This is a genomic window from Citrobacter sp. Ce104 (genome assembly GCF_030334595.1).
GTDB classification, from domain to species: domain Bacteria; phylum Pseudomonadota; class Gammaproteobacteria; order Enterobacterales; family Enterobacteriaceae; genus Citrobacter; species Citrobacter europaeus.
This window is the reverse complement of record NZ_JAOWDP010000049.1, coordinates 72,831-96,032: the sequence shown is the minus strand read 5'-3', so window position 1 is coordinate 96,032 and position 23,202 is coordinate 72,831. Positions and strand designations below refer to the sequence as shown.

Below are 23,202 nucleotides of genomic sequence, written 5' to 3'. Positions count from 1 at the left end.
GGAAAGTACTATGAGCACAATTCCGGCAATGGTTTGCTGGTATGAAGGGATGGCAATGCTACCTCAACATTTCCAGTTGCAGGCATTGCGCAATGAAACGCTTTGCGCAGCGCTCACCGGGTGCGCTAATCCGTGGTTTTGGGGCGTCAACCGGCTACAGATTGACGAAGCGGCGCTGTGTGCAGGCACGCTACGTATTTTGCGCCTGGAAGCAATTATGCCCGACGGCACGCCGGTCAATTATGACATTAGCGACGATTTATCACTGGAGTTTGACTGCGCCCGTTTGCTGCCTGCCGCGCCGGACAGTGAGCATATCCTCTGGCTGGCGCTGCCGCCGCTAAACCGTGCCGGACAGTGGCAGTTGATGAATAGCCGCTGTCGATCAGTCAACAGCCCCCCGCTGCCTGACCTGAGTAGCGGTGAATTTCCCGAGAGCATTTCGCAATGGCAGCCCGAACCGCGTCTGGTTTGCCAGCACGATCGCGCCGATTTCGTCTGTCTGCCGCTGCTGCAGGTTGTGTATAGCGAAGGCGGATTTCGTCAGAGCGAGTGGTTTCCCCCCTCTCCTACCGTCAACGAAGAGAGTTACCTGGCGCGCCACACCCGACAACTCTGCCTGCAGGCAAGAGAAAAAATTCTATTTCTGAGCCGGGAAATGCAGTTGGCGCAACACGGGCAGCGTACCAACGACTGGCTATGGCTTACGCTGTCGCTGCAGAGTATCCAGGGCGCATTGCCGCTGGTGGAAAGCTTGATTAGCAGCGGGCGGCCGCACCCACAGGATCTTTACCGCGCGCTGAGTCTCTTTATCGGGCAAACGGCAATACTGACTCAGGATAAAACGCTGCCCCTGCTGCCAGCTTTTGATTATCAGAACATGCTGCCCGCATTTGCTTCTCTTTTCACCGTACTGAAAAACCAGTTGGCACATATTCATCGCCGCTATCAGCGGCTAAATTTCAGCAAACTGGATAACGCTTTTTCACTGCAACTTCCGCCGGATCTCCACGCCGGAGAGCAGGTGGTGATAGGTCTGCTGATGCCCGGAGGCAACGCCGCCAAAGCAGAAAAATGGTTACAAATGAGCCTTATCACCAGCCATCCCTTTGTACCCGTCCTGCGTCGTCAGCGGATGCACGGAATGACGTTCTCGCCGCTGGCTGCAGAGCAGCGCAGTGACTGGGAAATCGACGGCAATGTGGCCCTGTTTACCCTCACCCTTACCCTCCAGTGGTTCGAAAAAGGGACGCCGCTGGTTATTGCCCCATTGCATGAAACAGAGGATATGCCGCAGCAGATCATGCTCTACCGTCAGGAGGTAAGCCATGACGCCCGCGCATCCTGATATGCCTGCCAGCCGTCTGTTTGATGAGATTTACACCCGCTGGCTGGCGCAGTTCGAACGCTGGAAAAGCACTCCGCTACCGCCAGATGAGCTGCATAATCAGGCCGTTGTATATGCCAGTCAGGTGGTAGAAGAGTACAACCGACGTCTGACCCGCGAACTGGGTTCGCCCTTTCAGCAGCAGATTGACGCTGCCGTTTATGCCCTGGTCGCGCTGATTGATGAGTCCGTACTCTACGGCGACTGGCCCGCGCTCTCCCTGTGGCAGTCCTGCCCACTGGAGTATCATCTGTGGCAAACCCATAGCGCAGGGGATCAGATCCCCCGCAAGATCACCGCCCTGCTCAATGAACGTAGCCCAGGTAAACGAGATTTAGCCGCGCTGTATTTGCGCTGCCTGACGCTGGGGTTTGGTTCCCGACGTAGCGATTTTAATCTGCAGAATCATCAGGAAACCTGCCGCCTGCTGTGGCATTTTGCCTTTCAGCGTGACGCTCAGCTCAGCGATATAGCCGAACGTATGGAATCGACCGCGCTGGGCACCCCTTTACAGCTTCCGGCGCATCGCCGCCTGCCAGACAATTCGCGCATGCATCTTATCGCCCTCGTCATACTGTTGGCGCTATTGCTGCTGAGTCAGCGATTGTGGCTGAGTATTGAAGATGCCATTGGCGTAAATACGCTGCCAGATTTTCCGGTAACCCAGTCTTGCCAGGGAGATGATAAGTGACGCAACCCTGGCTTACGCTACTGATTATTATGCTGGTGCTATTGGCGATTACTCTCTGGTGCGTCTGGTGGCAGTGGGAATACCGAAACGATACGTTCAACCGTGCGCAAAAGGAGATCCAGCGAGCCTGCACAGGCCAGGATCCTTACGACAGTATGCGAATCCTGATGCTTGGCGATGAAGAGGATAATCGTCTGCTTTGCCGCAGTTGGTCACTCACCGACGGCCAGGAATACTGGTTCGGGCAATGGTGGTTTAATCCTCAGTGCAGCCTTCTGTGCCTGCCGAAAACGCTACAAACCGTTGGCAAAAAGCGGCTAATTCGCCAGAACGACTGGCAGAAGACGCTGTCTGCACTGGTGAAAAGCCGCCCACAGCGACCGCTGGACGCACTGATTATCACCCTTTCATTAGAGACGCTGTACGACGATGATACCGTCCGCGCCAGCTTGTTGCATAACTGTCAGCAGTTGCAGCAGGTGTGCGGACTGAGTCTGCCAATTTACCTGATCATCAGCGGCATGGAATCACTGGAAGGCACCACCTCTTTACTGGAGCTATTGCCAGAGGATGCTCGCCGCAGTCCTATTGGCAGCACGATTCCGGTCGCCAGAGAAGCCATCTGGAAACCGCAGTGGATCGACAATACCCTGGACAATACCCGTACTTCGCTGCGGATGTTCATAACCGAGCTTGGCGCGCTGCGAGGCAACACGCCGGAGCAATTATTCCGCCTGCCAGAAAACTTCCCGCCGCTTGCCGCACCGTTGCATGACGCTTTTGACGGCCTGTTTAACAGTCATGCCCGCGATGAGCCGCCGCAGCTGCGCGGGATCTGGTTTGTTGCACGAACGATGGCGGAGGGCAAACCGCAGATGCAGTTTTGCCAGTCGCTGCTGAGCGGAAAAATTACCGCCGAGCGCGGTCTCGCGCTTCCGGTCCGCCGCCTGCTGCGCCTGAACCTGCGCCGCCATTTCATAACCCTCGCCTGCTATAGCTGCCTTTGCGTTCTCTGGCTTGCCGCCATGACCTGGAGCTGGCGATACCAGCACACCAACGCCGTACTATTGCACGATCGTCTGCAGGTCCTCGCCACAGCCGCCCGAGCCGATATCACGGGTGAGCGTTCCACCACGCTGTACTGGCGGGTTCTCAACGGCATTCCACAGTGGCAGTTTCGTTCCATCGTCTGGCCCGGCTCGCTGTTCAGCCGTACCGATACAAAATTGCGCGAGACGTTTAGCAACGTTACCCTGGTTAGCCTGCTGGTGCCCGCCACCAACAGTATCTGCCTGCAAAATCAACATGAAAGGGGCTTTGAGCAGGACGATCTGCTACCCGAAGAGCGTTACCGGCAAATTCAGCACTTGCTCACTCAGGCAAAACAAATGGAGTCGCGCTATTTGCCGTTGCTGCAATTGATGCAGATGAAGCAACCCACTGTGCAGACGTTGGCAAACGTCAGCGCCAGCGTTTGGGGCGTGACCGTTGACACCGACTCTTTGCCCTCGCAGGAAAAGCTCAACGAAATGTTTGCCACGCTCAATCTCTCGCGACTGAAATTACCCGACGCCAGCGAGTTGACTCAGCGCAACAGCGTACTTTTTTCTCACGAAACCATGCGCTGGCTGGAGCAAAACTATGGCAATACCAGCCTGGATAACAACGAAGAGCAACTAGAACAACTGCTGGCGCTATTTGGCAACGGCTCCGGGGTTACCCCGTTGTTCGTCCGCTCGCTTATCCGCCAGGTCAGCCGCTTACAGGCAACGCTGACAACCATCAATAACCTGAGTCGTGACGCAACAAATTCGCCAATCAGACTGCCACTGGATGAGCTGCTCACGCAGGCACGGACCCTTAGGCTTATCGACAACGGCGTGGTTCAGGAACTGCTTCGCCACGAAACCCTACTTCGCCAACGCTTTCTGGCACAGGTTGATGGCTCCAGGCTGCACTTCTCCTCACTAACCGAGCAATCCGCGGAAGGGCAATTCAGCGTATCGCCGGATCTTCTGGCATTACAAAAAAGCTTGCGTGATTTACTTAACCAACCCTTCTGGCAGCAGGGAGCAAGTCAGCCCACCGGGGATCCTGTCGGTTATCCTGGCAATCTGCAACTCCAGCAGGCGCAGGCGCTGTATGGCGGATTTGAGCGCTTTACACAGCAGCTTCCAGACAGCATCTGGCGACCCAAAATCACCATGCTGGCGCGACAGGCGGCGGAAAACGCCATCCGTCAGGCGCTATACGCAGGGACAGCCGGAACCCCAGACAACAGCAATGTCAGCACCGCCAGCGCGGATCAGATCATTGAGGCTTTCAACCAGCTCAATCGTCCTCAGCTTGCTATAGCATTGCGCCAACAAACCGCAGCCCAGGTGATTAGCCGGGTACGTCAGGACGGCGGCGCGTTACTTCCGTCGATTAACCCTCCGGCGGTCAATTACGCTACCACAGAACAGGCTCAGGCTAGCGGGCAGAAAATTGCCGGGTGGGCTAGCGCACAAGCAGAGCAAATCTCTGGCGTCCTGGTCCGCTTTCAGCAGGATATTGACTGGCTCGACAAGCAGCGCCCATGGCTAACGGCAATGGATAACCAGCTTATCGTTCGCTGGAGCAGCTCACTGGCGGCCATGCAACGACTACAACAACAGGATCCTGGCAGTCCGCCAATGCAGATGGCGACCCTTGCCGCCGCGCTGCCGACGCTCTCCGCACAGAACTGCCAGAGTGAATTGGCGCAGTTTCGCAGCGCGGGCAGTAACGATTTTTACGGTCAATCGCTCAACGCGCTGGTAAACGCATCATTGCAAAAATGCCAGCAATTACGCCAACAGGCCAGCATCAGTGCGGTGCAGAAGATCTTCAATCTGTACAACACCTGGCTTGCAGGGCGCTTCCCCTTTACCGCCGAGCCAAACGCGCCGGATGCTGATGTCGATCGGGTGCGCGAACTGACCGTTTTGCTCACGCAGCTCCCCGCCGAAACGTTATCCGAACAGCCGCCACTGATTCAGCAACTGGCAGCAGCACAACCGCTACTTTCGGCGTTGGTCAGCCCTGAAGGCGTGACGTTACGGGTTATCTGGCGCACCTCACGCAACCATGAGGCTGGCGCGGATCAGATTGCCGACTGGCGACTCGTCGGCAATCAACAATCGATCAGCTACCCCGACGGCTCAACTGACCTGCACTGGCGCAGCGGCGATAGTCTGAGCTTTAGTCTGCGCTGGGCAACCAATTCCGCCTGGCGTCCAATGCCAGGCCTGTCACAGACAGGCGTAACGGTAAGCGGTGATACTGGGCGTTGGCGCTGGCAGGGAGCGTGGTCGTTGCTCAGGATGATTGAACAACAACGCGTCGGTGGCGCGTTGACGCAACCGCTGCCGCTGCGCTTTTCGCTCCCCGTAGGCGATGGTCAGAAGCCATTGCAGTCGACGGTATTTTGGCAGGTCACATTGTTAGATGCCCAAAACAAAGCGCCGCTACCATGGATACCGCTCACCGAGCAGGGATTATCAGGAGGAAAATGATGGAACATATTCAGGCATTACTGGCCCCCATTCAGGCGGATAATCCGTGCGGGGACTCTATCCGTTATTCACCAGAATTCGACCAGTTGGTCGCCGCCCGCCAGCAGGATGACGAAACGCTGCCCACCGGCGTCTGGCAAAGTACGCCGCGCCGTGCCGACTGGGATGAAGTCGCCAAAATCGCCACCGTGCTGACGAAAACGCTCAGCAAAGACCTGGTCATTATGAGCTGGTTGGGCGAAGCATGGATGAGAGCTCGCGGCTTAGCGGCCCTGCCCGATGCGCTGGCATTAGTGACTCTGGCGCTGGAGCATTATCCCGAGGAATTGCATCCCCAAATTAAAGAAGGTGACTATGACTATCGCGCCGCACCGCTCAGTTGGATGGCGCAACACTACGCCACTCTGGTCGCTGAAGCCCCGCTGTTTATCGCTCATGAGGAAACCGTCTCACTGACCCAGTGGCAGCAGGGAAAATTTTCTGATGTTCCGCTGCCAGGCGCAGACGAGTCCACCATAAAATCCCTGACATCCAGCATGGCGTGGCTCACACGTCTCAATGCCGTCTGTCAGAACTGGCCTGCAGCATCTGCGCCTTCATTTAATGCACTGGAACAAAAGATCAAAACCGGCCTGCAGGCGTTAGGAGGCAGCGTATTGCCGGTGCAGCCGCAATCTGTCAGCGAGGAAAGCTCCCCAACACTCAGCTATAACGCCACATTTGCCCATCGGGAGGAGGCATATCTGATGATTAAACAGGTCGCAGATTACCTGGCGCGCACCGAACCGCATAGCCCGGTACCCTATTTACTGTATCGCGCCTATGCCTGGGGGCACACGCCACTGCCGGAACTACTCAATGAACTGATCACCAGCGACGAATCCGCTCGCCGACTGTGGCGGCAATTGGGGGTACTACCATGAGCTGTCCCGGAGTTTGTACCGGCGCATTGCTTCAGTGTTCCTTTGGCATCGCGCCAGGTACGTTGAACGTGCTGCCCACCAGCCGAACAATCGTTGGCAACATGCCGATGGCGAATATTATGGATAACAAACCGTTGGTGAACATTATGCCGTTCGGCATGTGCAACAGCCTCGCCAACCCGACCGTTGCAGCCGCAACCGCCGCAGCGCTCGGCGTGCTGACGCCAATGCCGTGCATCCCCGCCACACCAGCCCCCTGGATGCCGGGATCACCCACAGTATTGGTGGGAAATATGCCCGCTCTCACCGCTCAGTCGCAGTTGATCTGCATGTGGGGCGGCGTGATCCAGATTAGCTTTCCTGGGCAGCTAACGACTGTTGTGGCGTGATGTTATGCCCTTGAAATTAAGGGTAACGACTGCAGGAGACTACGCTGCAAGGTAATTGCAGCGTCTTTAAAAACGACTCACGCACTCCATCGCAACCGCTTTGAACTCAGTGAAATTCCGACACGCGCAGAGTCGGGTCATCGCGCGCTCGCGCAGGAAGGTGACGAAAATATCGTAGATGGCCATCGCCTCTTCGTATTCGCTTTTGCTGATAGCAAGCAAGAAGATCACGTGCGCGGTTTCATCGCCCCAGGCGATACCCTGCGGGGCGAGGATGGTGTAGACCACCGTTTTCTTTGCCAGCAAACCGAGGGCGTGCGGCAGGGCAATGCTATCCCCCAGCATGGTGCTGACGATGGCCTCACGTTCAACCACCGAATCAAGAAACTCCGCATCGACAAAGCCTTCATCCTGTAGCTGGCGACATAAGACGTTGAACAACGTCTGTTGATCCATTGGCTCGTCGATCACACGAAAATGGGCGGCATCGAAGAATTTGTTCAGCATCCATGGACGGGTTCTGTCGACCAGCACCAGTTTGCCAATTTGCTCTAGTTGATAATCGGTAGGGAACGGCGCAATCATCACCACAGGCTTATCTTTTTCACCAATCCGCGCGGTAGAGATGACAAAATCTTCGCTGATGCACTCCCGCTGTTCGTAGTCGCGCAGCGTTACGGTATCGACGATTTCTATCTGTGGATACTTACGCGCCAGCACAGCTTCAATCATCCGCGCCATCGCATTTCCGGCATCGCATACCAGCAGAACTTTCGGCTGCCTCTGGTAACCGATGTTGTAACTACGCTCCAGCCCAACGCCAATATGCAGCACAAGGAAGCCAATCTCATTTTCACTGATGGTGTACGGCGTATATTTTCCCCATCCCGAGACGGCGGCCAGCGTCATGTCCCACGCCATGGGGTAGTGCTGTTTAATATTTTCCAGCAGCGGATTGGGGATCATTATCTGGTAACGCACCCGGGTGATCATCGTCTTAATATGCGTCAGCAGGTCAGCATGCAACTGTTTGTCATTCAACAGGTTGTAGTTGTACTGGCTGTTGATAAACCGCAGGATGTAATTGACCAGCGCTTCGTCATCATCCGCATTGATGGCGCTGGGGGCGATCTCTTGTACCTGGCGGGCGGCGATATGCACCTGCAGCCAGTTTTCTTCAGAAACGGAAAGCGGTTTGTCCGCCAGCCGGTGCAGTACCGTTGTGATTTCTCGCGTGGCCAGGCACACCGATTGCTCGGCTTCTTCTGCGGCAAACTCCGGGAGGGGATAACCTTCGCTAATCCGCCGGACTGCCACCGCGCAGTACAAGCGTAAAAACAGCTCGCCCTCATCGGTCAGGCGAATATGAAAACGGGCGAAAATGTCCTGCAGAACGGGTTGAAGCTGTTCAGGGATCCCGGCATTCAGCGCCTCTTGCGTCACTAACGGATGCTGCGGATCCTGCTGCGCCAGCGTCCATAGCAGATCGGTCAAACAGGCGCGAATCGCCATCTCGCTGCCGAACAGCTTCATGCCGTGACGGGGACGCGTTTCCAGCGTCAGATGATAACGTTGCAGATGCTCGCGCACCTCAGCCATATCGTTTTGCAACGTCGCACGGCTGATAAACCATTCATCAGCCAAATCTTCAAGCTTCAGCGAAAAGGCCGACGTCAGAAAACGAACCACCAGCCAGTGTACCCGTTCCTGGCTGGTGCGTGGGATGCGCAGCAACGCGTCGGGCCGCTGCGTTTGCAGGGTGTGATAGCTTGCCGGATCGTCAATCTTGAGTTGATAACCGTTCCCACGGCTGAGGACAAACTGCGCGCCGTACTGGGTGAGCAGCGCGTTAAGCGCGGTGATATCCGCCCGTACGGTGCGTGTGGAAACCGACAACCGCTGCGCCAGCTCGTCCTGTGGAAGCGCTTCGTTTTGCAGCATGCCAAACAGCTGCGCTAAACGTTGGTTGGGGAATCGCACGTCAGTTTCCTCATCTTTCAGTTAGCCTACGCAGGCCCGGGTCATCGCCATCAGTTGGCGTACGTCGTCCGGGCGGGTGTTACCACTCACCTTATCAATAATCGAACTATAGATGTGAGGAATGATTTTGCTCACTCCGGCATCGAGGGCGATCTGCAGGATTTCAGAGAAATTATCCAAATCGATCCCGCCGGTTGGCTCCAGCCAGAAGTCATGACGGGCACAGGCCTGCGCAACCGCGATGTACTCGTCACGGCATTTCAGGCCGCCCATCGGGAAGTATTTAATTGAGCTACCGCCCATGTCTTTGAGCAACGCAATCGCGGTTTCTATCGGTACAATGCCGTCTGGCGTCTGGCTGCTTAGCGGACCGGTGGAGATTTTCACCTTGCCCGGGGTGCCGGTTGGCGAGACCAGACCGTTGACCACTGTCTCCTGCTGGCCCAGCAGCGCGCGACTGGTCGCCACGCCGGTAAAGACCTGATTGACATGCTGGGGCTGCACCTGACGGGAAATTTCACTGACCATCGCCGACTGGTTTGGATCGCCCGCCCCCAGCCCCACGGAGAGCGCATTGTCGATAAGGGCCGCGTATTCACGCATATCCGCTACCGCGCTTACGACATCAGGGTAATTTTTTGACAACACGCCAACCAGCACGTGTCCTTCCGCCGCCGCGTAAATATCCCGGGCATTTTCTTTGGAGCCGGCCAGCACGTTCAGGCAGACGCGGTCGCGATAAAAGTTAGGGGTCAGTTTCATGCTTTTTTCTCCTGCAAAATCACTTCGCCAATTCGACGGGCCACAATCTCCAGCTGCGCGCGATCGACGCTGCGCACGTCGGCTTCGATAATGCCTTCGTTGGCTTTGTAACCACGGAAGTAAATCGCGTACTCCCCCTGCTTCAGCGCATCAACCAGTTCGCCGGTGGCGATCCCGGTTACCGCTTCGTCAAATTTAATTTCCGTGCGCGCTATGTCACGCCCTGCGCTGTCCCACACCACGCGGGCGCTCACGCCGTGAAGCTGGTTTAACGCGTTAATGAACGGCGTCATTTTCTCGACCATCTCCGCACCGCTTTCTTTCTGCGCGTTCAGATACAGTTCAATGGCGCAGGTCAGGCCAAGAATCCCCTCTTTGCCCACCTTCATCGCCCGGCCAATTCCCGCCGTCTGACGTTTCACCCACTCAACGTACTGGGTTTTACCTATCACCAGACCGCTGGTGGGTCCTTCTATCGCCTTCGCGCCGCTATAAATCACCAGATCCGCACCAACCCGGTAGTAGCACTGCAAATCCTCTTCCGCCGCCGCATCCACGATCAGCGGCAGATTATGCGTACGCGCAACCACCGCAGCCTGCTCCACGCTAAGCATACTTTTCTGAACGCAGTGATGAGATTTGATATATAGAATGGCCGCCGTACGGGGCGTAATAGCTGCTGCCAGCTGCGCCGCGGAACATTCGTTGGCATAACCTGCCTCCACTAACTTGCCGCCGCCAAGCGCCACCATGGTGCCCACCGGCGCGCCAAAGTTGACGTTGTGACCTCTGGGCAACACAATTTCGTTGTTCTCGATGGGCGCAACGTGCAGATTCTCCAGCAGCCAGTCGCTGTCTTTAACCAGCACGCCAGCCACCGACAGGGCGATTCCGGCCGAGGCGCAGGAGACGACGGTTGCCCCTTCCACTTCCAGCAATTTCGCGATGTAGTCACCGGTTTTATTCACCAGGTCTTTCATCTCAAAGTATTGATTCATCCCGGCCATTGCAGCCTCAACCACCTCTGGTCGCGGCGTGGAAACGCCGAGCGCCGTCATGCGGCCTGATGTGTTAATCACCTGTTTTAGGTTGTATTTCTCAAAAATCGAAGGCATGTTCCGCGCTCCCTTGTTCGGTCATATAGCCCTTGCCCGCACGTATTGCGGCAAGCGGCACCAGCAGTTGCTCAGCCTGCAGGCTGTCGTTTTCTGCATCTACCAGCACGGTTGGCTGGCGCTTAAGCATAAAGAGGGTTAAATCGGCATCCAGACCGACCTGCAGTCGCCCCTTCTGTTTCAGGCGCAGACCGTCGGCGGCATTGGCGGTCACGCATTCAATGACCTGCGGTAGCGACATCCCAATGGCGAGGAATTTCGACATCACATTCGCCAGGGAATGTACCGGGCCGCTGATACGGTTGCGGCAATAAATATCGGAGCTGATGGTGTGCGGCAAAATGCCCAGGCCGATCGCGCGTTTTGCCACCGCAAAGCTCAGGCTGGCGGTGCCATGCCCAACGTCCAGACGCACGCCACGTGAAATCGCCCGCGTCACTGACGCCCGCAGCTCGCCTTGCGGCGTCAGAATGCGATTCGGCTTACCGTTGTAACAGTGGGTAATAATGTCACCCGCGCTCAGGCGTTCAGCGATATCATCGAGATTCGGCGGGTTGTTGCCGATATGCACCATCAGCGGCAGGTTGCCGTTCTGCGCTTGCATCGCTTTGGCACGCTCCAGCGGCGTGATGCCGTTTTCACCGACTACGCTGCTGCTCATGCGCGCCTTCAGGCCGACGATAAAATCAGGGTAGCGCTTCACCGCCTGGCGCACCGCATCGGCGTCAATATTGGCCATGTTAGCCAGCTCGTTCTGGGCGATAAGCCCAACGCGGGAGATGTTCAGCAGCGCATACACTTCGGTGGCCGCTTCCCGGGTCAGGGTGTAAAAATCGTCGATGTCATCCGCCCCGGTACTGCCCGCATCCACCACCGTGGTCACGCCGGTAGCAATACCGACGCTGTCCGGCTGGTCGTGGTAAATCGGGGATTTCGGGTAGCAGTGAACGTGAGAATCAATCCAGCCTGCGCTGACGTAGCACTCACCGCCCAGCTCGATAGTTTTCAGCGCCGGGCCATCAACGTCGCCCAACGCCGCGATTTTGCCGTCTTTGAGCGCAATATCGCTCAGCGTATCGTCAACGAGGCGCGCACGGCGCAGGAGTAAATCAAACATCGCTCTCTCCTTTGCCGGATGGCGGCGCAACCGCCTTATCCGGCCTACAAATCAACAGTTAGCTTATGGCAATCGGGAAGAGGGAACCGAGGATCATTGCCCCGAGGATCGCCCCGCCGGTAATCGGTTTTTGCCACAGGTAAAACAGCAGCGCGCCCACCAGAGAACCGATTCCGATAGGAATAGAAGCCGTCATCGCGCTGAGGATAATCAACGGTCCGAGGAAGCGGCCGGAGGCGTTACCAGCCCCCATCATGACGTCCGCACCGTAGGTTGAGTCGCTCTGGTTGATGGTGAACTTACGCGCCAGAATGATGATGTAGCCAATCGCCAGGCCAATCACCAGACCGGTAACCAGCGAAGCTGCGAAATTGGCGACCGGGAAGATAATGCCCGCGCCCAGTAACAGCGCCGGAACACCTAACCCGACCCCGGTCTGAATCGCCCCGCCAATGTCCAAAATCCCCACCAGCGAACCTTCAATGATGCGGGCAAACAGGAAACTTGCGCCAAATGCCGCCACCGCCCCGTAGGAGCCGGTGTCCATTCCCGCCTTCAGCATCGCCACAAAAGCCACTTCGTTAAATGCGCCAATACCGTACAGGTAGTACATGTGCGTGCCGGCAAACACGCCGGATGAGAGCAGGCCAACGAAGATCGGGAACGACCAGTCAGCGAACCAAAAACCTTTATTCTGTTCCATGATGACCTCCGTTATTTGCCGCTGAGCGAGTTGTGGATAAGTTCGAGCCAGTTAGGCACGGTCAGATGGAAGGATTCGATCATCTTCATGTCGAAGCCGCGGAAGAAGCCGCTCAGGACAAACAGCGCGACGATAGCCACCATCATCACTTTAGTTACATGGTTCCAGCCGCTCTCTTCAACACCTTTACCGATCAGAATACCGAGGACCAGCCCCGGGACGGCGTTGCCCATGATCAGCTGCGCCGCACCGCCAAAGACGGTGGCCCAGAAACCGGATTTCTTACCCGCATCAATCGCCGCCAGCCAGAAAATCACCGGCATCACGGTGTTAACCAGCAGGTTAGCCGCAGGCACCAGCACCTTGACGGCGGTAACTTGCAACGCTTCCGGTACCGATGACGCCGTGAGGTTCAGGAAGGTCACGACAATCATCCCGATAACGCCACAGGCAATCGCCATGCGCTTAGGATCGTGCAGCGTTTCACCGACGTTGCGATTTTTAATCATCAGCGCGGCGGCGCCCCAGTTGGGGATGATGCGATGGTCGACGTCCTGCGTGAACGCCCCTGCCGCAACGGAGGAAGCCCAGGCGTTAAAGAAGAAGCCCAGGCCGAACGAGAAGTGAGAAGCCGGATCCCCTTCGCAGGAATTCAGTTCTCCCAGAGTACGAAACGCGCCCATCCCTTGAGTGGTAGGCGCATGAAACATGCGTGCAGCCCCAGCGCCGACACCGACGCCAACCAGGCCGCCGATGATGAGCGATTTTATTAATATTATCAGGAACATAATTATGCCTTTTAATAAAGAATCAGCGTTGCGTAACGAAATCCACCTTGTCGAGATTGATGGCAGTCACGTTGACGGTCACGTCCAGCTCCACGCTGAAGGTGCGTCTTTCCCGGCGTAAAAAGAGGAACAGAAACGCCTCTTTGCGCACCGATTCACGCGCTTGAACAACCTGCACATCCTGTGGCTCAATACGCAGTAAGATATGCGGCGACGCTTTCATCACCGCCGCCTGAACGTGGTTCAGGGCATCGGCAAAGGCGCGCGCTTTGGCCTCGCCCTTGCCAGTGACTCTCACCGTGGTGGTGAATTGTTCTTTCATACTTAAGCGCCGTGTTTCTTTTGCCACGCCTGCACCAGGCGCTCACCGAGCTCTTCTTTGTCCATAAAGCCAAACCCCAGCACATTGCAGCCTTCGTTAATGGCGGTTACCCCTTCATCGACCGAACGCATGCCGTATTTCGCCTTGTAGCCATATTTGGTCTGTGCGGTAATCGCACCCGCGCCGCCGCTGCCACAAAACGAGATACCAAAGGTGGCGTTTTCCGCTTTCATCACGTCACCCAGCTTCATATCCGCCGCCACGCCCGGCACCACAACCGCACGGCCGCCCGCTTTCTCAACGCCTGCCGCCACTTTCTGGCCTTTACCCAGACGATCGCCAATCACTACGGTAATCTGTTCCATCTTTTGCTCCTTAAAGGTTGTCTTTCGCGACTTCGAAATGCACCGACAGCAGCCAGGCCTCTTCCTCGGGAAGATTGCCAAACTCGGCGACCACGTCGCGGGCAAGCGCCATTGATTCGGCAGAAATTTCATCAAACAAGCTGGCATCGACTTCTGGTAAGGGTTCACCCGTTACCGAGCGGTGCGCCATGGCGCGAACATGCGATGTCAGCATCTGTTCCTGTACGGCGTTGGGAATAATGTGGCGTTCACGCAGCAAGGCATACACCTGCGCCAGCATGCGGTCGGCCAGTTCCACCGATTCCCCCATGTCATTCATTACAGCTCCGTTATTCACTCGTCTTACCCCACTAATGGCTCTGAGGGTAAATTAACGGTGGGGGTTAAAAGTTTGTAGCGAGTTGTTTTCCACTTCGAAGTGGAAAGGCGCGCAGCGATAGTGATCCGTGCCGCAAAAAGGGCCGTGACCACGATTTATCACTGGAAGAATGTGATTGAGATCGCAAGAGTGAGCAGAAAAATGGAAGGAAATGCGAACAATGAATGGACGATAAAAATGAAAAAATGTGATGGGGATAGCGTTTACTTATGGGAGGCAGTAGCGTGATGGCTTGTCCGGCCTACGGTTATGCAGGCCGGAAAGCGCAGATTAGCGGAACTTCTTGTGGTTTTCGTTGCGCGTGGTTTTCAGCTCTTCCGCAACGGCTTTCGCCTCTTTGACTTTACCTTCGTTAGCCAGCTTCAGCGCGCCGTCAATCTGGCCGATCAGCGTGTCAAAACCGTGACGGAAATCCTTCATCTCCGGGCTGTCCGGGGATTTGTTTTCCAGCTTCGGCGGCGTGCCTTTTTGCGCGTCCAGCGCGGCTGCGCGCATTTTGGTTAACGCGTCTTTCAGTTCAGTCGCATTATCCGTTTTTTCGACGATCTTCAGGTTATCGTTGAGGATCCCCATGTCATCTTCGAGATCGGCTGCAAACGCTGAAGAGCCAAAAACCAGCGTTGAAGCCGCGACGATCGCTAACAGGTGTTTACGCATTGCTCACTTCCTTTTTTATTATTAAAAAATAAACAAACGCCAGATACCCTCAATAACTCACACAGCTTGAAGTATGACGAGTATCACTGCCCGGCGATTTTCATCTCCGGTAACAAGACCGAACCACACTGGATATTACTGCGCGTTTCAATATCGTTCCCCACGGTCACAATATTGCGCCACATCTCTTTTAAGTTACCGGCGATGGTAATTTCACTCACCGGGTACTGAATTTCGCCGTTTTCAACCCAGAAGCCCGCCGCGCCGCGCGAGTAATCGCCGGTAATGCCGCTTACGCCCTGTCCCATCAGCTCGGTAACCACCAGGCCTGTGCCCATCTCTTTGAGCAACTGCTCGAAGCTTAGACCCTGCCCCGGAATTCGCCAGTTGTGGATCCCGCCTGCATGACCGGTGCTCTTCAGCCCCAGCTTACGTGCGGAATAGTTGGTCAGCAGCCATTGGGTCAACACGCCGTCTTTAATAATGTCGCGGCGTTCGGTCCGTACGCCTTCGCTGTCGAATGGTGAAGACGCCAGCCCTTTGCGCAGGTGCGGATGTTCTTCAATGGTCAGCCATTCCGGCAGAATTTGTTTACCCAGCGAGTCGAGCAGGAAGGTGGATTTACGGTACACCGAACCACCGGCGATCGCGCCAACCAGGTGTCCGAACAGTCCAGTCGCCACTTCATTGGCGAAAATCACCGGGGCTTTCATGGTGGACAGCTTACGCGGAGACAGGCGAGATAAGGTACGGCGAGCACAATCTGCCCCCACCCATTCCGGCGTTTGCAGATCGCCCATCGCCCGGCCAATGGTGTAGGCATAATCACGCTCCATATCGCCATTTTCTTCCGCGATCACACAGCTGGAGAGAGAATGGCGCGTGGAGCAGTAGCCCTGCAACATGCCGTGGCTGTTGCCAAACACTTTGATGCCATAGTGGCTGTTAAAGCTGCCGCCTTCGGTGTTAGTGATACGCTTATCGGCCTGCAGCGCCGCCTGTTCAGCGCGGGCAGCCAGTTCGATAGCTTCGTCAGGGGACACTTCCGCCGGGTGGAACAGGTCTAGATCAGGCGCATCAAAGGCCAGCAGGTCTTTATCTGCCACGCCCGCGCACGAGTCCGGCGAAGTGTAACGTGCAATGTCCAGCGCGGCCTGCACGGTACGGGCAATCGCCTGCGGACTTAAATCGGTGGACGATGCGCTGCCCTTACGGTTCTGGTGATAAACCGTAATCCCCAACGCGCCATCGCTATTGAATTCTACGTTCTCCACTTCACCATAACGGGTGCTGACGCTAATACCCGTGGTCTTGCTTACAGCGACTTCCGCGCCATCCGACTTACCTGACGCTAATTCCAGTGCCGTCGAGACCGCTTCTTCCAGAATCTTACGCTGCGCTTCAACTTGTGAGATTACTTTCATCGCAAATGCCATAATGTAGAGAGAGTTTCTCTGAAGTCTAACAGAGAACCGTTTTTCAGTGCGCATCTTAACTGGTAACATTAGCCTCTTTTTTTAAGGAGCCTGACATGACTAAGCAGCCCGAAGACTGGCTCGACGACGTTCCCGGTGATGACATCGAAGACGAAGACGATGAAATTATCTGGGTCAGTAAAAGTGAAATAAAACGTGACGCCGAGGAGTTAAAACACCTGGGTGTGGAACTGGTAAAACTGGGGAAAAACGCGCTGGATAAAATCCCGCTTGATGCGGATTTACGTGCCGCGATTGAGCTGGCCCAGCGTATTAAGATGGAAGGTCGCCGTCGTCAGCTGCAGCTGATTGGCAAAATGTTGCGCCAGCGCGATGTTGATCCTATCCGTCAGGCGCTGGATAAGCTGAAAAACCGCCACAACCAACAGGTCGTTGTCTTCCATAAGCTGGAGCAACTGCGTGACCGTATGGTTGACGGTAGCGATGAAGCTATCGAAGAAGTGATGAACCTGTGGCCTGACGCCGACCGTCAGCAACTGCGTTCGCTGGTGCGTAACGCCAGGAAAGAAAAAGCGGGCAACAAGCCGCCAAAATCTTCCCGCCAGATCTTCCAGTATCTGCGCGAACTGGCGGAAAACGAAGCCTAACCTCTTCGTCTGCCGAAAGTGCCGGATGGCGGTGCAAATACCTTATCCGGCCTACGATCCGTTGTAGGCCCGGTAAGCGTAGCGCCACCGGGCATTTTTTTACTCTTCTTCTGCCTGAGCTTTCTTCGCCAGACCATCCAGCAGTTTTTGATGGATGCCGCCAAATCCGCCGTTGCTCATCACCAGAATGTGGTCGCCAGGCTGTGCGGTTTTCACCACCATATCTGCCAGTGCATCCACATCGCCACTCCAGTGTGCCGGCTGAACGCAGGCTTCAGCGACTTCTGCTACCTGCCAGGGAATGTGCGGCGGTTGCAGCAGGAACACTTCGTCCGCACGCCCTAACGACGGCGCGAGGTCATCTTTGCACAGCCCCATTTTCATGGTGTTCGAGCGAGGTTCCAGCACCGCGATGATGCGCGCCGTGCCACCCACTTTACCGCGCAGCGCCGCAAGCGTTGCCAGAATGGCCGTCGGGTGATGGGCAAAATCGTCATACACCGTCACGCCATTGGCTTCGCCGCGAAGCTCAAGACGACGACGGGCGTTGATGAACGAGCCCAGCGCATTGGCCGCATCCGCAGGCACAACGCCAACATGACGCGCGGCTGCAATCGCCATCAAACCGTTGTGCATGTTGTGCTCGCCCACAAGGCCCCACTTCACTTCGCCGACTTTTTCACCGTCCAGCCACACTTCCCACTCGGAGGCATCGGTAGTGAGCTTTTTCGCCTGCCAGTGGCCTTGTTCACCCACCAGCTCTTGTTCGCTCCAGCAGCCCATCGCCATCGTCTGTTTCAGATTGATGTCGTTTTCCGGGTAGATGATGCGTCCCTGGCCCGGCACGATGCGCACCAGGTGATGGAACTGTTTCTGAATAGCTTTCAGATCGTCAAAGATGTCCGCGTGATCGAACTCAAGATTGTTGAGGATCAGCGTGCGCGGGCAGTAATGCACGAATTTAGAACGCTTATCGAAGAACGCGCAGTCGTACTCATCCGCTTCAATCACGAAGAAGTCGCTTTCGCCCAGACGCGCGGAAACCTCAAAGTTGCCCGGAACGCCGCCGATCACAAAGCCAGGCTTATAGCCGCACGCTTCGAGGATCCAGGTCGCCATTCCTGCGGTGGTGGTTTTGCCATGCGTCCCCGCAACCGCCAGAACCCAGCGATCGCGCAAGACAAAGTCATGCAGCCACTGCGGGCCGGACATGTACGGAATGTTCTTTTCCAGCACCGCTTCCACGCACGGATTACCACGGGTCATGGCATTACCGATGATCACCAGGTCCGGCTGCGGGTCGAGCTGACTGGCGTCATAACCCTGAATTAAATCAATGCCTTGCTTCTCAAGTAAGGTACTCATCGGCGGATACACATTGGCGTCCGAACCGGTTACTTCATGACCGAGCGAGCGCGCCAGCATCGCCAGACCGCCCATGAAAGTGCCACAAATTCCCAAAATATGAATGCGCATACGTCACTATCCTTTTTTAATCTGGGGGCCATTTTACGCACATGTCCGGCAAGTGAGAAACGCATTTCAGGATATTCCGTAGTTTGCTGGCGCGATTCACCTAAGCGCAACAATGGAAATATTTGTTAATATTGTTGCGGTCGCTTTACTCCACATAAATTGCAGGGAAAGTGTTATGAAAACGTTAGGTGAATTTATTGTCGAAAAGCAGCACGAGTTTTCTCATGCTACCGGTGAGCTCACTGCTTTGTTGTCGGCAATAAAGCTGGGCGCCAAGATCATCCACCGCGATATCAACAAGGCCGGTCTGGTCGATATCCTGGGTGCCAGCGGTGCTGAGAACGTGCAGGGAGAGGTTCAGCAAAAACTCGATCTGTTCGCGAACGAAAAACTGAAAGCTGCACTGAAGGCGCGCGACATTGTGGCGGGCATTGCCTCGGAAGAAGAAGATGAAATCGTCGTCTTCGAAGGCTGTGAACACGCAAAATATGTTGTGCTGATGGATCCGCTGGATGGCTCATCCAACATCGATGTTAACGTCTCTGTGGGTACGATTTTCTCTATTTATCGCCGCGTAACCCCAGTCGGCACGCCGGTCACGGAAGAGGATTTCCTGCAGCCGGGCAACAAGCAGGTTGCTGCGGGCTACGTTGTTTATGGTTCTTCCACCATGCTGGTGTATACCACCGGCTGTGGTGTACACGCCTTCACCTACGATCCTTCTCTGGGCGTATTCTGCCTCAGCCAGGAACGTATGCGCTTCCCGGCGAAAGGCAGCACGTACTCCATTAACGAAGGCAACTACATCAAATTCCCGAACGGTGTGAAGAAGTACATTAAATTCTGTCAGGAAGAAGATAAGTCAACCCAGCGCCCGTACACCTCGCGCTACATTGGCTCTCTGGTTGCGGATTTCCATCGCAATCTGCTCAAAGGTGGGATCTACCTGTACCCAAGCACCGCCAGCCACCCGCAAGGCAAGCTGCGTCTGCTGTACGAATGCAACCCGATGGCCTTCCTGGCCGAGCAGGCGGGCGGCAAAGCCAGCGATGGTAAAGAACGCATTCTGGATATCACCCCGGAAAGCCTGCACCAGCGCCGCTCCTTCTTCGTGGGTAACGACCACATGGTTGAAGATGTAGAACGCTTTATCCGCGAGTTCCCGGACGCGTAAACGCCATATCCCGGTCTACTGCACGTTGTAGGCCGGATAAGCGAAGCGCCATCCGGCACGATGCGGTGATATTGCCGGATGGCGGCGTAAACGCCTTTATCCGGCCTACAAAATCCATCGTTCGGTTAGGCTGTTTGTAGTTTAAATACGGCCATGGCTTCGATTAGCGCTGAAGACTGCTCTTCCAGCGAACGGGTAGCCGCAGAAGACTGCTGTACCAGCGCCGCATTTTGCTGCGCCGTTTCATCCATCTGAATTACCGCAATATTTACCTGCTCAATACCGCGACTCTGTTCCTGGGAGGCGCTGGCAATTTCACGCATCAGTTTGGTCATGCGCATCACTTCATTGGCGATCTCATCCATGGTTTCCCCCGCCTGCTGCGCCAGCTCGCTGCCTTCCCCCACGTGGGTGTGCGAATCGCTGATTAACGTGCGGATCTCTTTGGCCGCCTCGGCGCTGCGGCTGGCCAGATTACGCACTTCACCAGCAACGACCGCAAAGCCCCGCCCCTGCTCGCCGGCGCGCGCCGCTTCAACGGAAGCATTGAGCGCCAGGATATTGGTCTGGAAAGCAATACCGTCGATTACGCTGAGGATGTCGGCGATTCGGCTGGAACTACCGGAAATATCGCGCATTTTCTCGATCACATAACACACCATTTCGCTACCGCGATCGGCGGTATCCGACACCGATTTTGCCAGCTGATGCGCCTGTTCCGCGTTCTGCGCATTCTGTTTCACGGTCGCTGTGAGTTCTTCCATACTGGCGGCGGTTTGCTCCAGCGAAGTGGCTGTCGATTCAGTGCGTTGTGCCAGATGTTGGTTCCCGGCCGTCAGTTCACGACTGCCAATATCAATTTGCGAGCTGGCATCACGTACGCGTTGTACCGAGTCGCCCAGCGCATGGCGCATTTCATCCATCGCTGCGTTCAGGCGGTTGAATTCGGCGCTGGCCGACAGCGCAGCAACCGACGATAAATCTCCCGTCGCCAGACGTTCCAGTTGCTCAACTATGTTATCCAGCGGTTTGAGGAACTTATTTCGCAGCATAAACCAAATAACCGCCAGCAATGCGATAGCCGCCAGCATCGCTGTGCTCATAATACCGTGGTAAATCAATGAAGTAATGATACGAGTAGAGGCATATAGCCCCATTCCGCCGGTCAGTAACAGAAGGAACGTCAGCAGAGACAATAACACCAACAAACTTGATCGAATTGAAAGGGATTTTGGCATTGTTATATTTCCGGTTGTAGGGTTAAAACAGACCTGTACAGAACCTATCGACTACAACCGGAAAAAGTTTAGATATTTAAATGTTTTGTGAAAAATCAGGATGTTACTTTGGTGTTGCCGTCGTACCTACTCGGGTAACTGGCGAGCTTTGACGATTTTCCCAAAGCACCGTCAGGCCGCGCTGTAAGGCAATAAAAATAAACAACAAAATACCAATCGCGATCTTCGTCCACCAGGAACTTAATGTGCCGTCAAAATTAATGTAGGTCTGAATCAGCCCTTGAATGGCGACGCCAAACAACGTGCCTAATACCGTCCCGACCCCGCCGCTCAGCAGCGTTCCGCCAATCACCACCGAGGCAATCGCATCCAGCTCGACGCCAACGCCCGCCAGCGCATAGCCCGCCTGGGTATAAATGGAAAAAACAATGCCGGCAAGTGTGGCAAGCCCGGTAGACAGCATATAGATACGAATGGTGGTGCTGCGGGTTGAGATGCCCATCAGGTTGGCAGAGGTGGCGTTGCCGCCAATCGCGTAAACCTGATTACCAAAGCGCGTACGGTGCGCCAGGAATATGCCAATGACGACAACCGCCAGCATCAGCAATCCCATCGCGCTCAGGCGACCACCGCCGGGAATTTTCCATGCCAGGCTTGAGAGCGTGTCATAAACCGGATGGTTAATCGGGATGGATTCTTCTGAGACCAGATAACTGACGCCGCGCAGGAAGAACATTCCCGCCAGAGTAATGATGAATGCTGGGATCTTCAGCGCATCAATCAGTAACCCCATAAACGCGCCAAACGCGCAGCCCATCAGCAAAACCAAAGGGAACGCCAGCAGCGGGGAAATGCCCCAGTAGCCGATGGCTTTCGCCAGAAATACGCCGGTAAACGCGATCACCGAGCCAACGGAAAGGTCGATCCCGCCAGAGAGAATCACGAAGGTCATGCCGACGGCGATAATGCCTAAAAAAGCGTTATCGGTCAGAATATTGCAGATTACCCGGGTGGAAGCAAAAGCGGGAAACTGCGTCAGGCAGTAAAGGTAGCCCAGCACAAACACGCCGAGGGTGATCATCAGCGGTAAATTACGTTTTATCATGACCACGCACTCCTTTTATCAGGCTGATAAAGCGTTGTGATTGCACAACCAGCACACACAACACCACCACGGCTTTGACCACCTGATTCAGTTCCGGCTGGAAGCCCGACAGTAAAATCCCGGTGTTCATGCCCTGAATAATCAACGCGCCGATCACCGACAGCAGCAGGTTAAAGCGCCCGCCCATCAGCGAGCCGCCGCCGATAACCACCGCGAGAATGGCATCCAGCTCCAGCCACAATCCGGCGTTATTGGCGTCTGCCCCGCGGATATCCGCCGTGACGATAATGCCAGCGATAGCCGCGCACAGGCCGCTCAGCACATAGGTGAGCATCACGATAATGCGAGTGTTCACCCCCGCATTTTTTGCCGCACGAATGTTGATGCCCACCGCTTCTATAAACATACCCAGCGCCGTTTTCCGCGTCAGCAGCCAGAACACCACCAGCGTGAGCAGTGCAATAATTACCGGCGTGGGGAACAGTAACAGCGAGCCGCTGCCAAACCATGAAAGTTCTGGTGAGTTGAAGGTGACGATCTGCCCGGAAGTGATCAGCTGCGCCACTCCACGCCCGGCCACCATCAGAATAAGCGTAGCGACGAACGGTTGGATCTTGAGGATGGCCACCAGTATCCCATTCCATAGCCCAGCCAGAATGCCAGAGCCTAAGGCGGCAAGCAGCACCACAGGTAGACTGTGCCCGGCCACCGTCATCGCCGCAGTCGTCGCGCCGGCAATAGCCATGACGGCGCCCACGGAAAGGTCGATACCGCCGGTGGCAATCACCAGCGTCATACCAATCGCCAACAGCGCCACGGGCGCGGCGCGGTTGAGAATATCAATCGGGCTGCCGAACAGCCGACCATCCTGCAAAATCACCTGGTAGAAGTGCGGCGCGACCAGGCTATCCACCAGCAGCACCAGCAGCAACGCCACCAGTTGCGGCATCCCCTTTGGCCAACGGAACCGCCGTTTAGGTGGATTGGATTGAGGGAGAGATTGAGGCATCAC

General features: G+C 55.7%; 22 protein-coding genes. 7 read left to right on the top strand and 15 right to left on the bottom strand.

The features are described from left to right. Positions 1-10: 10 nt before the first annotated feature. Genes tssK through OGW16_RS04350 form a run of 5 tightly spaced genes read left to right on the top strand, consistent with a single transcriptional unit; the run spans position 11 to position 6,926 of the window. Positions 11-1,348 (top strand): type VI secretion system baseplate subunit TssK, encoded by a 1,338-nt coding sequence (gene tssK, locus OGW16_RS04370; RefSeq protein WP_181230852.1) that lies wholly within the window; start codon positions 11-13, stop codon positions 1,346-1,348. After that, positions 1,329-2,078 (top strand): DotU family type IV/VI secretion system protein, encoded by a 750-nt coding sequence (locus OGW16_RS04365; RefSeq protein WP_080625802.1) that lies wholly within the window; start codon positions 1,329-1,331, stop codon positions 2,076-2,078. The genes tssK and OGW16_RS04365 overlap by 20 nt, the downstream gene beginning before the upstream one ends. Further along, positions 2,075-5,614 (top strand): type VI secretion system protein, encoded by a 3,540-nt coding sequence (locus tag OGW16_RS04360; protein ID WP_286517959.1) that lies wholly within the window; start codon positions 2,075-2,077, stop codon positions 5,612-5,614. The genes OGW16_RS04365 and OGW16_RS04360 overlap by 4 nt, the downstream gene beginning before the upstream one ends. Continuing rightward, entirely contained in the window at positions 5,611-6,537 is a 927-nt protein-coding gene (locus OGW16_RS04355) for a type VI secretion system protein TssA (RefSeq protein WP_231125751.1), read from the top strand. Before OGW16_RS04360 ends, OGW16_RS04355 begins: the two co-directional genes overlap by 4 nt. Beyond that, positions 6,534-6,926 (top strand): DUF4280 domain-containing protein, encoded by a 393-nt coding sequence (locus tag OGW16_RS04350; protein ID WP_047406640.1) that lies wholly within the window; start codon positions 6,534-6,536, stop codon positions 6,924-6,926. The genes OGW16_RS04355 and OGW16_RS04350 overlap by 4 nt, the downstream gene beginning before the upstream one ends. Before the next feature lie 66 nt (positions 6,927-6,992). On the opposite strand, the gene OGW16_RS04345 is transcribed toward OGW16_RS04350, so the two are convergent. The 11 genes from OGW16_RS04345 to pmbA form a co-directional block, all read right to left on the bottom strand. Beyond that, on the bottom strand, positions 6,993-8,906 hold the full coding sequence (locus OGW16_RS04345; protein ID WP_075145298.1) for a BglG family transcription antiterminator: 1,914 nt from the start codon (positions 8,904-8,906) through the stop codon (positions 6,993-6,995). Positions 8,907-8,927: 21 nt separating this feature from the next. Continuing rightward, on the bottom strand, positions 8,928-9,668 hold the full coding sequence (dagF, locus tag OGW16_RS04340; RefSeq protein WP_075145299.1) for a 2-dehydro-3-deoxy-phosphogluconate aldolase: 741 nt from the start codon (positions 9,666-9,668) through the stop codon (positions 8,928-8,930). Further along, the gene (locus OGW16_RS04335; protein WP_047406650.1) at positions 9,665-10,783 is read right to left on the bottom strand and encodes a DgaE family pyridoxal phosphate-dependent ammonia lyase; all 1,119 of its coding nucleotides are present in this window, start codon (positions 10,781-10,783) and stop codon (positions 9,665-9,667) included. Before OGW16_RS04335 ends, dagF begins: the two co-directional genes overlap by 4 nt. Beyond that, entirely contained in the window at positions 10,767-11,900 is a 1,134-nt protein-coding gene (locus tag OGW16_RS04330; RefSeq protein WP_075145300.1) for an amidohydrolase/deacetylase family metallohydrolase, read from the bottom strand. The genes OGW16_RS04335 and OGW16_RS04330 overlap by 17 nt, the downstream gene beginning before the upstream one ends. 58 nt (positions 11,901-11,958) lie before the next feature. Then, complete coding sequence (locus OGW16_RS04325) at positions 11,959-12,603, bottom strand: DUF4310 family protein (protein WP_043018216.1); 645 nt, start codon at positions 12,601-12,603, stop codon at positions 11,959-11,961. An 11-nt stretch (positions 12,604-12,614) separates the two neighbouring features. Then, entirely contained in the window at positions 12,615-13,391 is a 777-nt protein-coding gene (locus OGW16_RS04320; protein ID WP_043018215.1) for a DUF4311 domain-containing protein, read from the bottom strand. Between the two features lie 22 nt (positions 13,392-13,413). Further along, complete coding sequence (locus OGW16_RS04315; RefSeq protein WP_016151468.1) at positions 13,414-13,713, bottom strand: DUF4312 family protein; 300 nt, start codon at positions 13,711-13,713, stop codon at positions 13,414-13,416. 2 nt (positions 13,714-13,715) lie between these two features. After that, positions 13,716-14,078: an SFCGS family glycine-rich protein gene (locus OGW16_RS04310; protein WP_003830384.1), complete on the bottom strand. Its 363-nt coding sequence runs from the start codon at positions 14,076-14,078 to the stop codon at positions 13,716-13,718. Positions 14,079-14,088: 10 nt separating this feature from the next. Beyond that, a complete protein-coding gene (locus tag OGW16_RS04305; RefSeq protein ID WP_016151467.1) occupies positions 14,089-14,397 on the bottom strand; it encodes a PRD domain-containing protein in 309 nt (102 codons plus the stop codon). 330 nt (positions 14,398-14,727) lie between these two features. Further along, the gene (gene cybC / locus OGW16_RS04300; RefSeq protein WP_043018214.1) at positions 14,728-15,114 is read right to left on the bottom strand and encodes a cytochrome b562; all 387 of its coding nucleotides are present in this window, start codon (positions 15,112-15,114) and stop codon (positions 14,728-14,730) included. Positions 15,115-15,197: 83 nt separating this feature from the next. Beyond that, positions 15,198-16,550, bottom strand: coding sequence for a metalloprotease PmbA (pmbA, locus tag OGW16_RS04295; RefSeq protein ID WP_286517954.1), 1,353 nt, complete (start codon positions 16,548-16,550; stop codon positions 15,198-15,200). A gap of 95 nt (positions 16,551-16,645) precedes the next feature. On the opposite strand from pmbA, the gene yjgA reads away from it, so the two are divergent. After that, positions 16,646-17,197 (top strand): ribosome biogenesis factor YjgA, encoded by a 552-nt coding sequence (gene yjgA / locus OGW16_RS04290; RefSeq protein ID WP_008786039.1) that lies wholly within the window; start codon positions 16,646-16,648, stop codon positions 17,195-17,197. A gap of 99 nt (positions 17,198-17,296) precedes the next feature. Here the strand turns inward: yjgA and mpl are convergent, their stop codons facing one another. Further along, positions 17,297-18,673 (bottom strand): UDP-N-acetylmuramate:L-alanyl-gamma-D-glutamyl-meso-diaminopimelate ligase, encoded by a 1,377-nt coding sequence (gene mpl / locus OGW16_RS04285; protein WP_003830388.1) that lies wholly within the window; start codon positions 18,671-18,673, stop codon positions 17,297-17,299. Positions 18,674-18,848: 175 nt separating this feature from the next. Here mpl and fbp point away from each other — a divergent pair, with 175 nt between their 5' ends. Next, entirely contained in the window at positions 18,849-19,847 is a 999-nt protein-coding gene (gene fbp, locus OGW16_RS04280; RefSeq protein WP_016155536.1) for a class 1 fructose-bisphosphatase, read from the top strand. A 125-nt stretch (positions 19,848-19,972) separates the two neighbouring features. On the opposite strand, the gene OGW16_RS04275 is transcribed toward fbp, so the two are convergent. From OGW16_RS04275 to ytfT, 3 genes are all read right to left on the bottom strand, one after another. Then, positions 19,973-21,085 carry a methyl-accepting chemotaxis protein gene (locus tag OGW16_RS04275; RefSeq protein ID WP_075145302.1) on the bottom strand — a complete coding sequence of 371 codons (1,113 nt, stop codon included), beginning with the start codon at positions 21,083-21,085 and terminating at the stop codon, positions 19,973-19,975. A gap of 103 nt (positions 21,086-21,188) precedes the next feature. Next, positions 21,189-22,190 (bottom strand): galactofuranose ABC transporter, permease protein YjfF, encoded by a 1,002-nt coding sequence (gene yjfF, locus OGW16_RS04270; RefSeq protein WP_043018211.1) that lies wholly within the window; start codon positions 22,188-22,190, stop codon positions 21,189-21,191. Next, positions 22,177-23,199: a galactofuranose ABC transporter, ATP-binding protein YtfT gene (gene ytfT / locus OGW16_RS04265; RefSeq protein ID WP_043018517.1), complete on the bottom strand. Its 1,023-nt coding sequence runs from the start codon at positions 23,197-23,199 to the stop codon at positions 22,177-22,179. The genes yjfF and ytfT overlap by 14 nt, the downstream gene beginning before the upstream one ends. Positions 23,200-23,202: the final 3 nt, after the last annotated feature.

Bases quoted from the DNA above. Each gene is read 5' to 3' on its own strand.
- OGW16_RS04330 (WP_075145300.1), bottom strand. From the start codon at position 11,900: ATGTTTGATTTACTCCTGCGCCGTGCGCGCCTCGTTGACGATACGCTG.
- OGW16_RS04310 (WP_003830384.1), bottom strand. From the start codon at position 14,078: ATGGAACAGATTACCGTAGTGATTGGCGATCGTCTGGGTAAAGGCCAG.
- pmbA (WP_286517954.1), bottom strand. From the start codon at position 16,550: ATGGCATTTGCGATGAAAGTAATCTCACAAGTTGAAGCGCAGCGTAAG.
- dagF (WP_075145299.1), bottom strand. From the start codon at position 9,668: ATGAAACTGACCCCTAACTTTTATCGCGACCGCGTCTGCCTGAACGTG.
- tssK (WP_181230852.1), top strand. From the start codon at position 11: ATGAGCACAATTCCGGCAATGGTTTGCTGGTATGAAGGGATGGCAATG.
- yjgA (WP_008786039.1), top strand. From the start codon at position 16,646: ATGACTAAGCAGCCCGAAGACTGGCTCGACGACGTTCCCGGTGATGAC.
- OGW16_RS04305 (WP_016151467.1), bottom strand. From the start codon at position 14,397: ATGAATGACATGGGGGAATCGGTGGAACTGGCCGACCGCATGCTGGCG.
- mpl (WP_003830388.1), bottom strand. From the start codon at position 18,673: ATGCGCATTCATATTTTGGGAATTTGTGGCACTTTCATGGGCGGTCTG.
- yjfF (WP_043018211.1), bottom strand. From the start codon at position 22,190: ATGATAAAACGTAATTTACCGCTGATGATCACCCTCGGCGTGTTTGTG.
- OGW16_RS04350 (WP_047406640.1), top strand. From the start codon at position 6,534: ATGAGCTGTCCCGGAGTTTGTACCGGCGCATTGCTTCAGTGTTCCTTT.
- OGW16_RS04355 (WP_231125751.1), top strand. From the start codon at position 5,611: ATGATGGAACATATTCAGGCATTACTGGCCCCCATTCAGGCGGATAAT.
- cybC (WP_043018214.1), bottom strand. From the start codon at position 15,114: ATGCGTAAACACCTGTTAGCGATCGTCGCGGCTTCAACGCTGGTTTTT.
- OGW16_RS04335 (WP_047406650.1), bottom strand. From the start codon at position 10,783: ATGCCTTCGATTTTTGAGAAATACAACCTAAAACAGGTGATTAACACA.
- fbp (WP_016155536.1), top strand. From the start codon at position 18,849: ATGAAAACGTTAGGTGAATTTATTGTCGAAAAGCAGCACGAGTTTTCT.
- OGW16_RS04325 (WP_043018216.1), bottom strand. From the start codon at position 12,603: ATGGAACAGAATAAAGGTTTTTGGTTCGCTGACTGGTCGTTCCCGATC.
- OGW16_RS04315 (WP_016151468.1), bottom strand. From the start codon at position 13,713: ATGAAAGAACAATTCACCACCACGGTGAGAGTCACTGGCAAGGGCGAG.
- OGW16_RS04320 (WP_043018215.1), bottom strand. From the start codon at position 13,391: ATGTTCCTGATAATATTAATAAAATCGCTCATCATCGGCGGCCTGGTT.
- OGW16_RS04365 (WP_080625802.1), top strand. From the start codon at position 1,329: ATGACGCCCGCGCATCCTGATATGCCTGCCAGCCGTCTGTTTGATGAG.
- ytfT (WP_043018517.1), bottom strand. From the start codon at position 23,199: ATGCCTCAATCTCTCCCTCAATCCAATCCACCTAAACGGCGGTTCCGT.
- OGW16_RS04275 (WP_075145302.1), bottom strand. From the start codon at position 21,085: ATGCCAAAATCCCTTTCAATTCGATCAAGTTTGTTGGTGTTATTGTCT.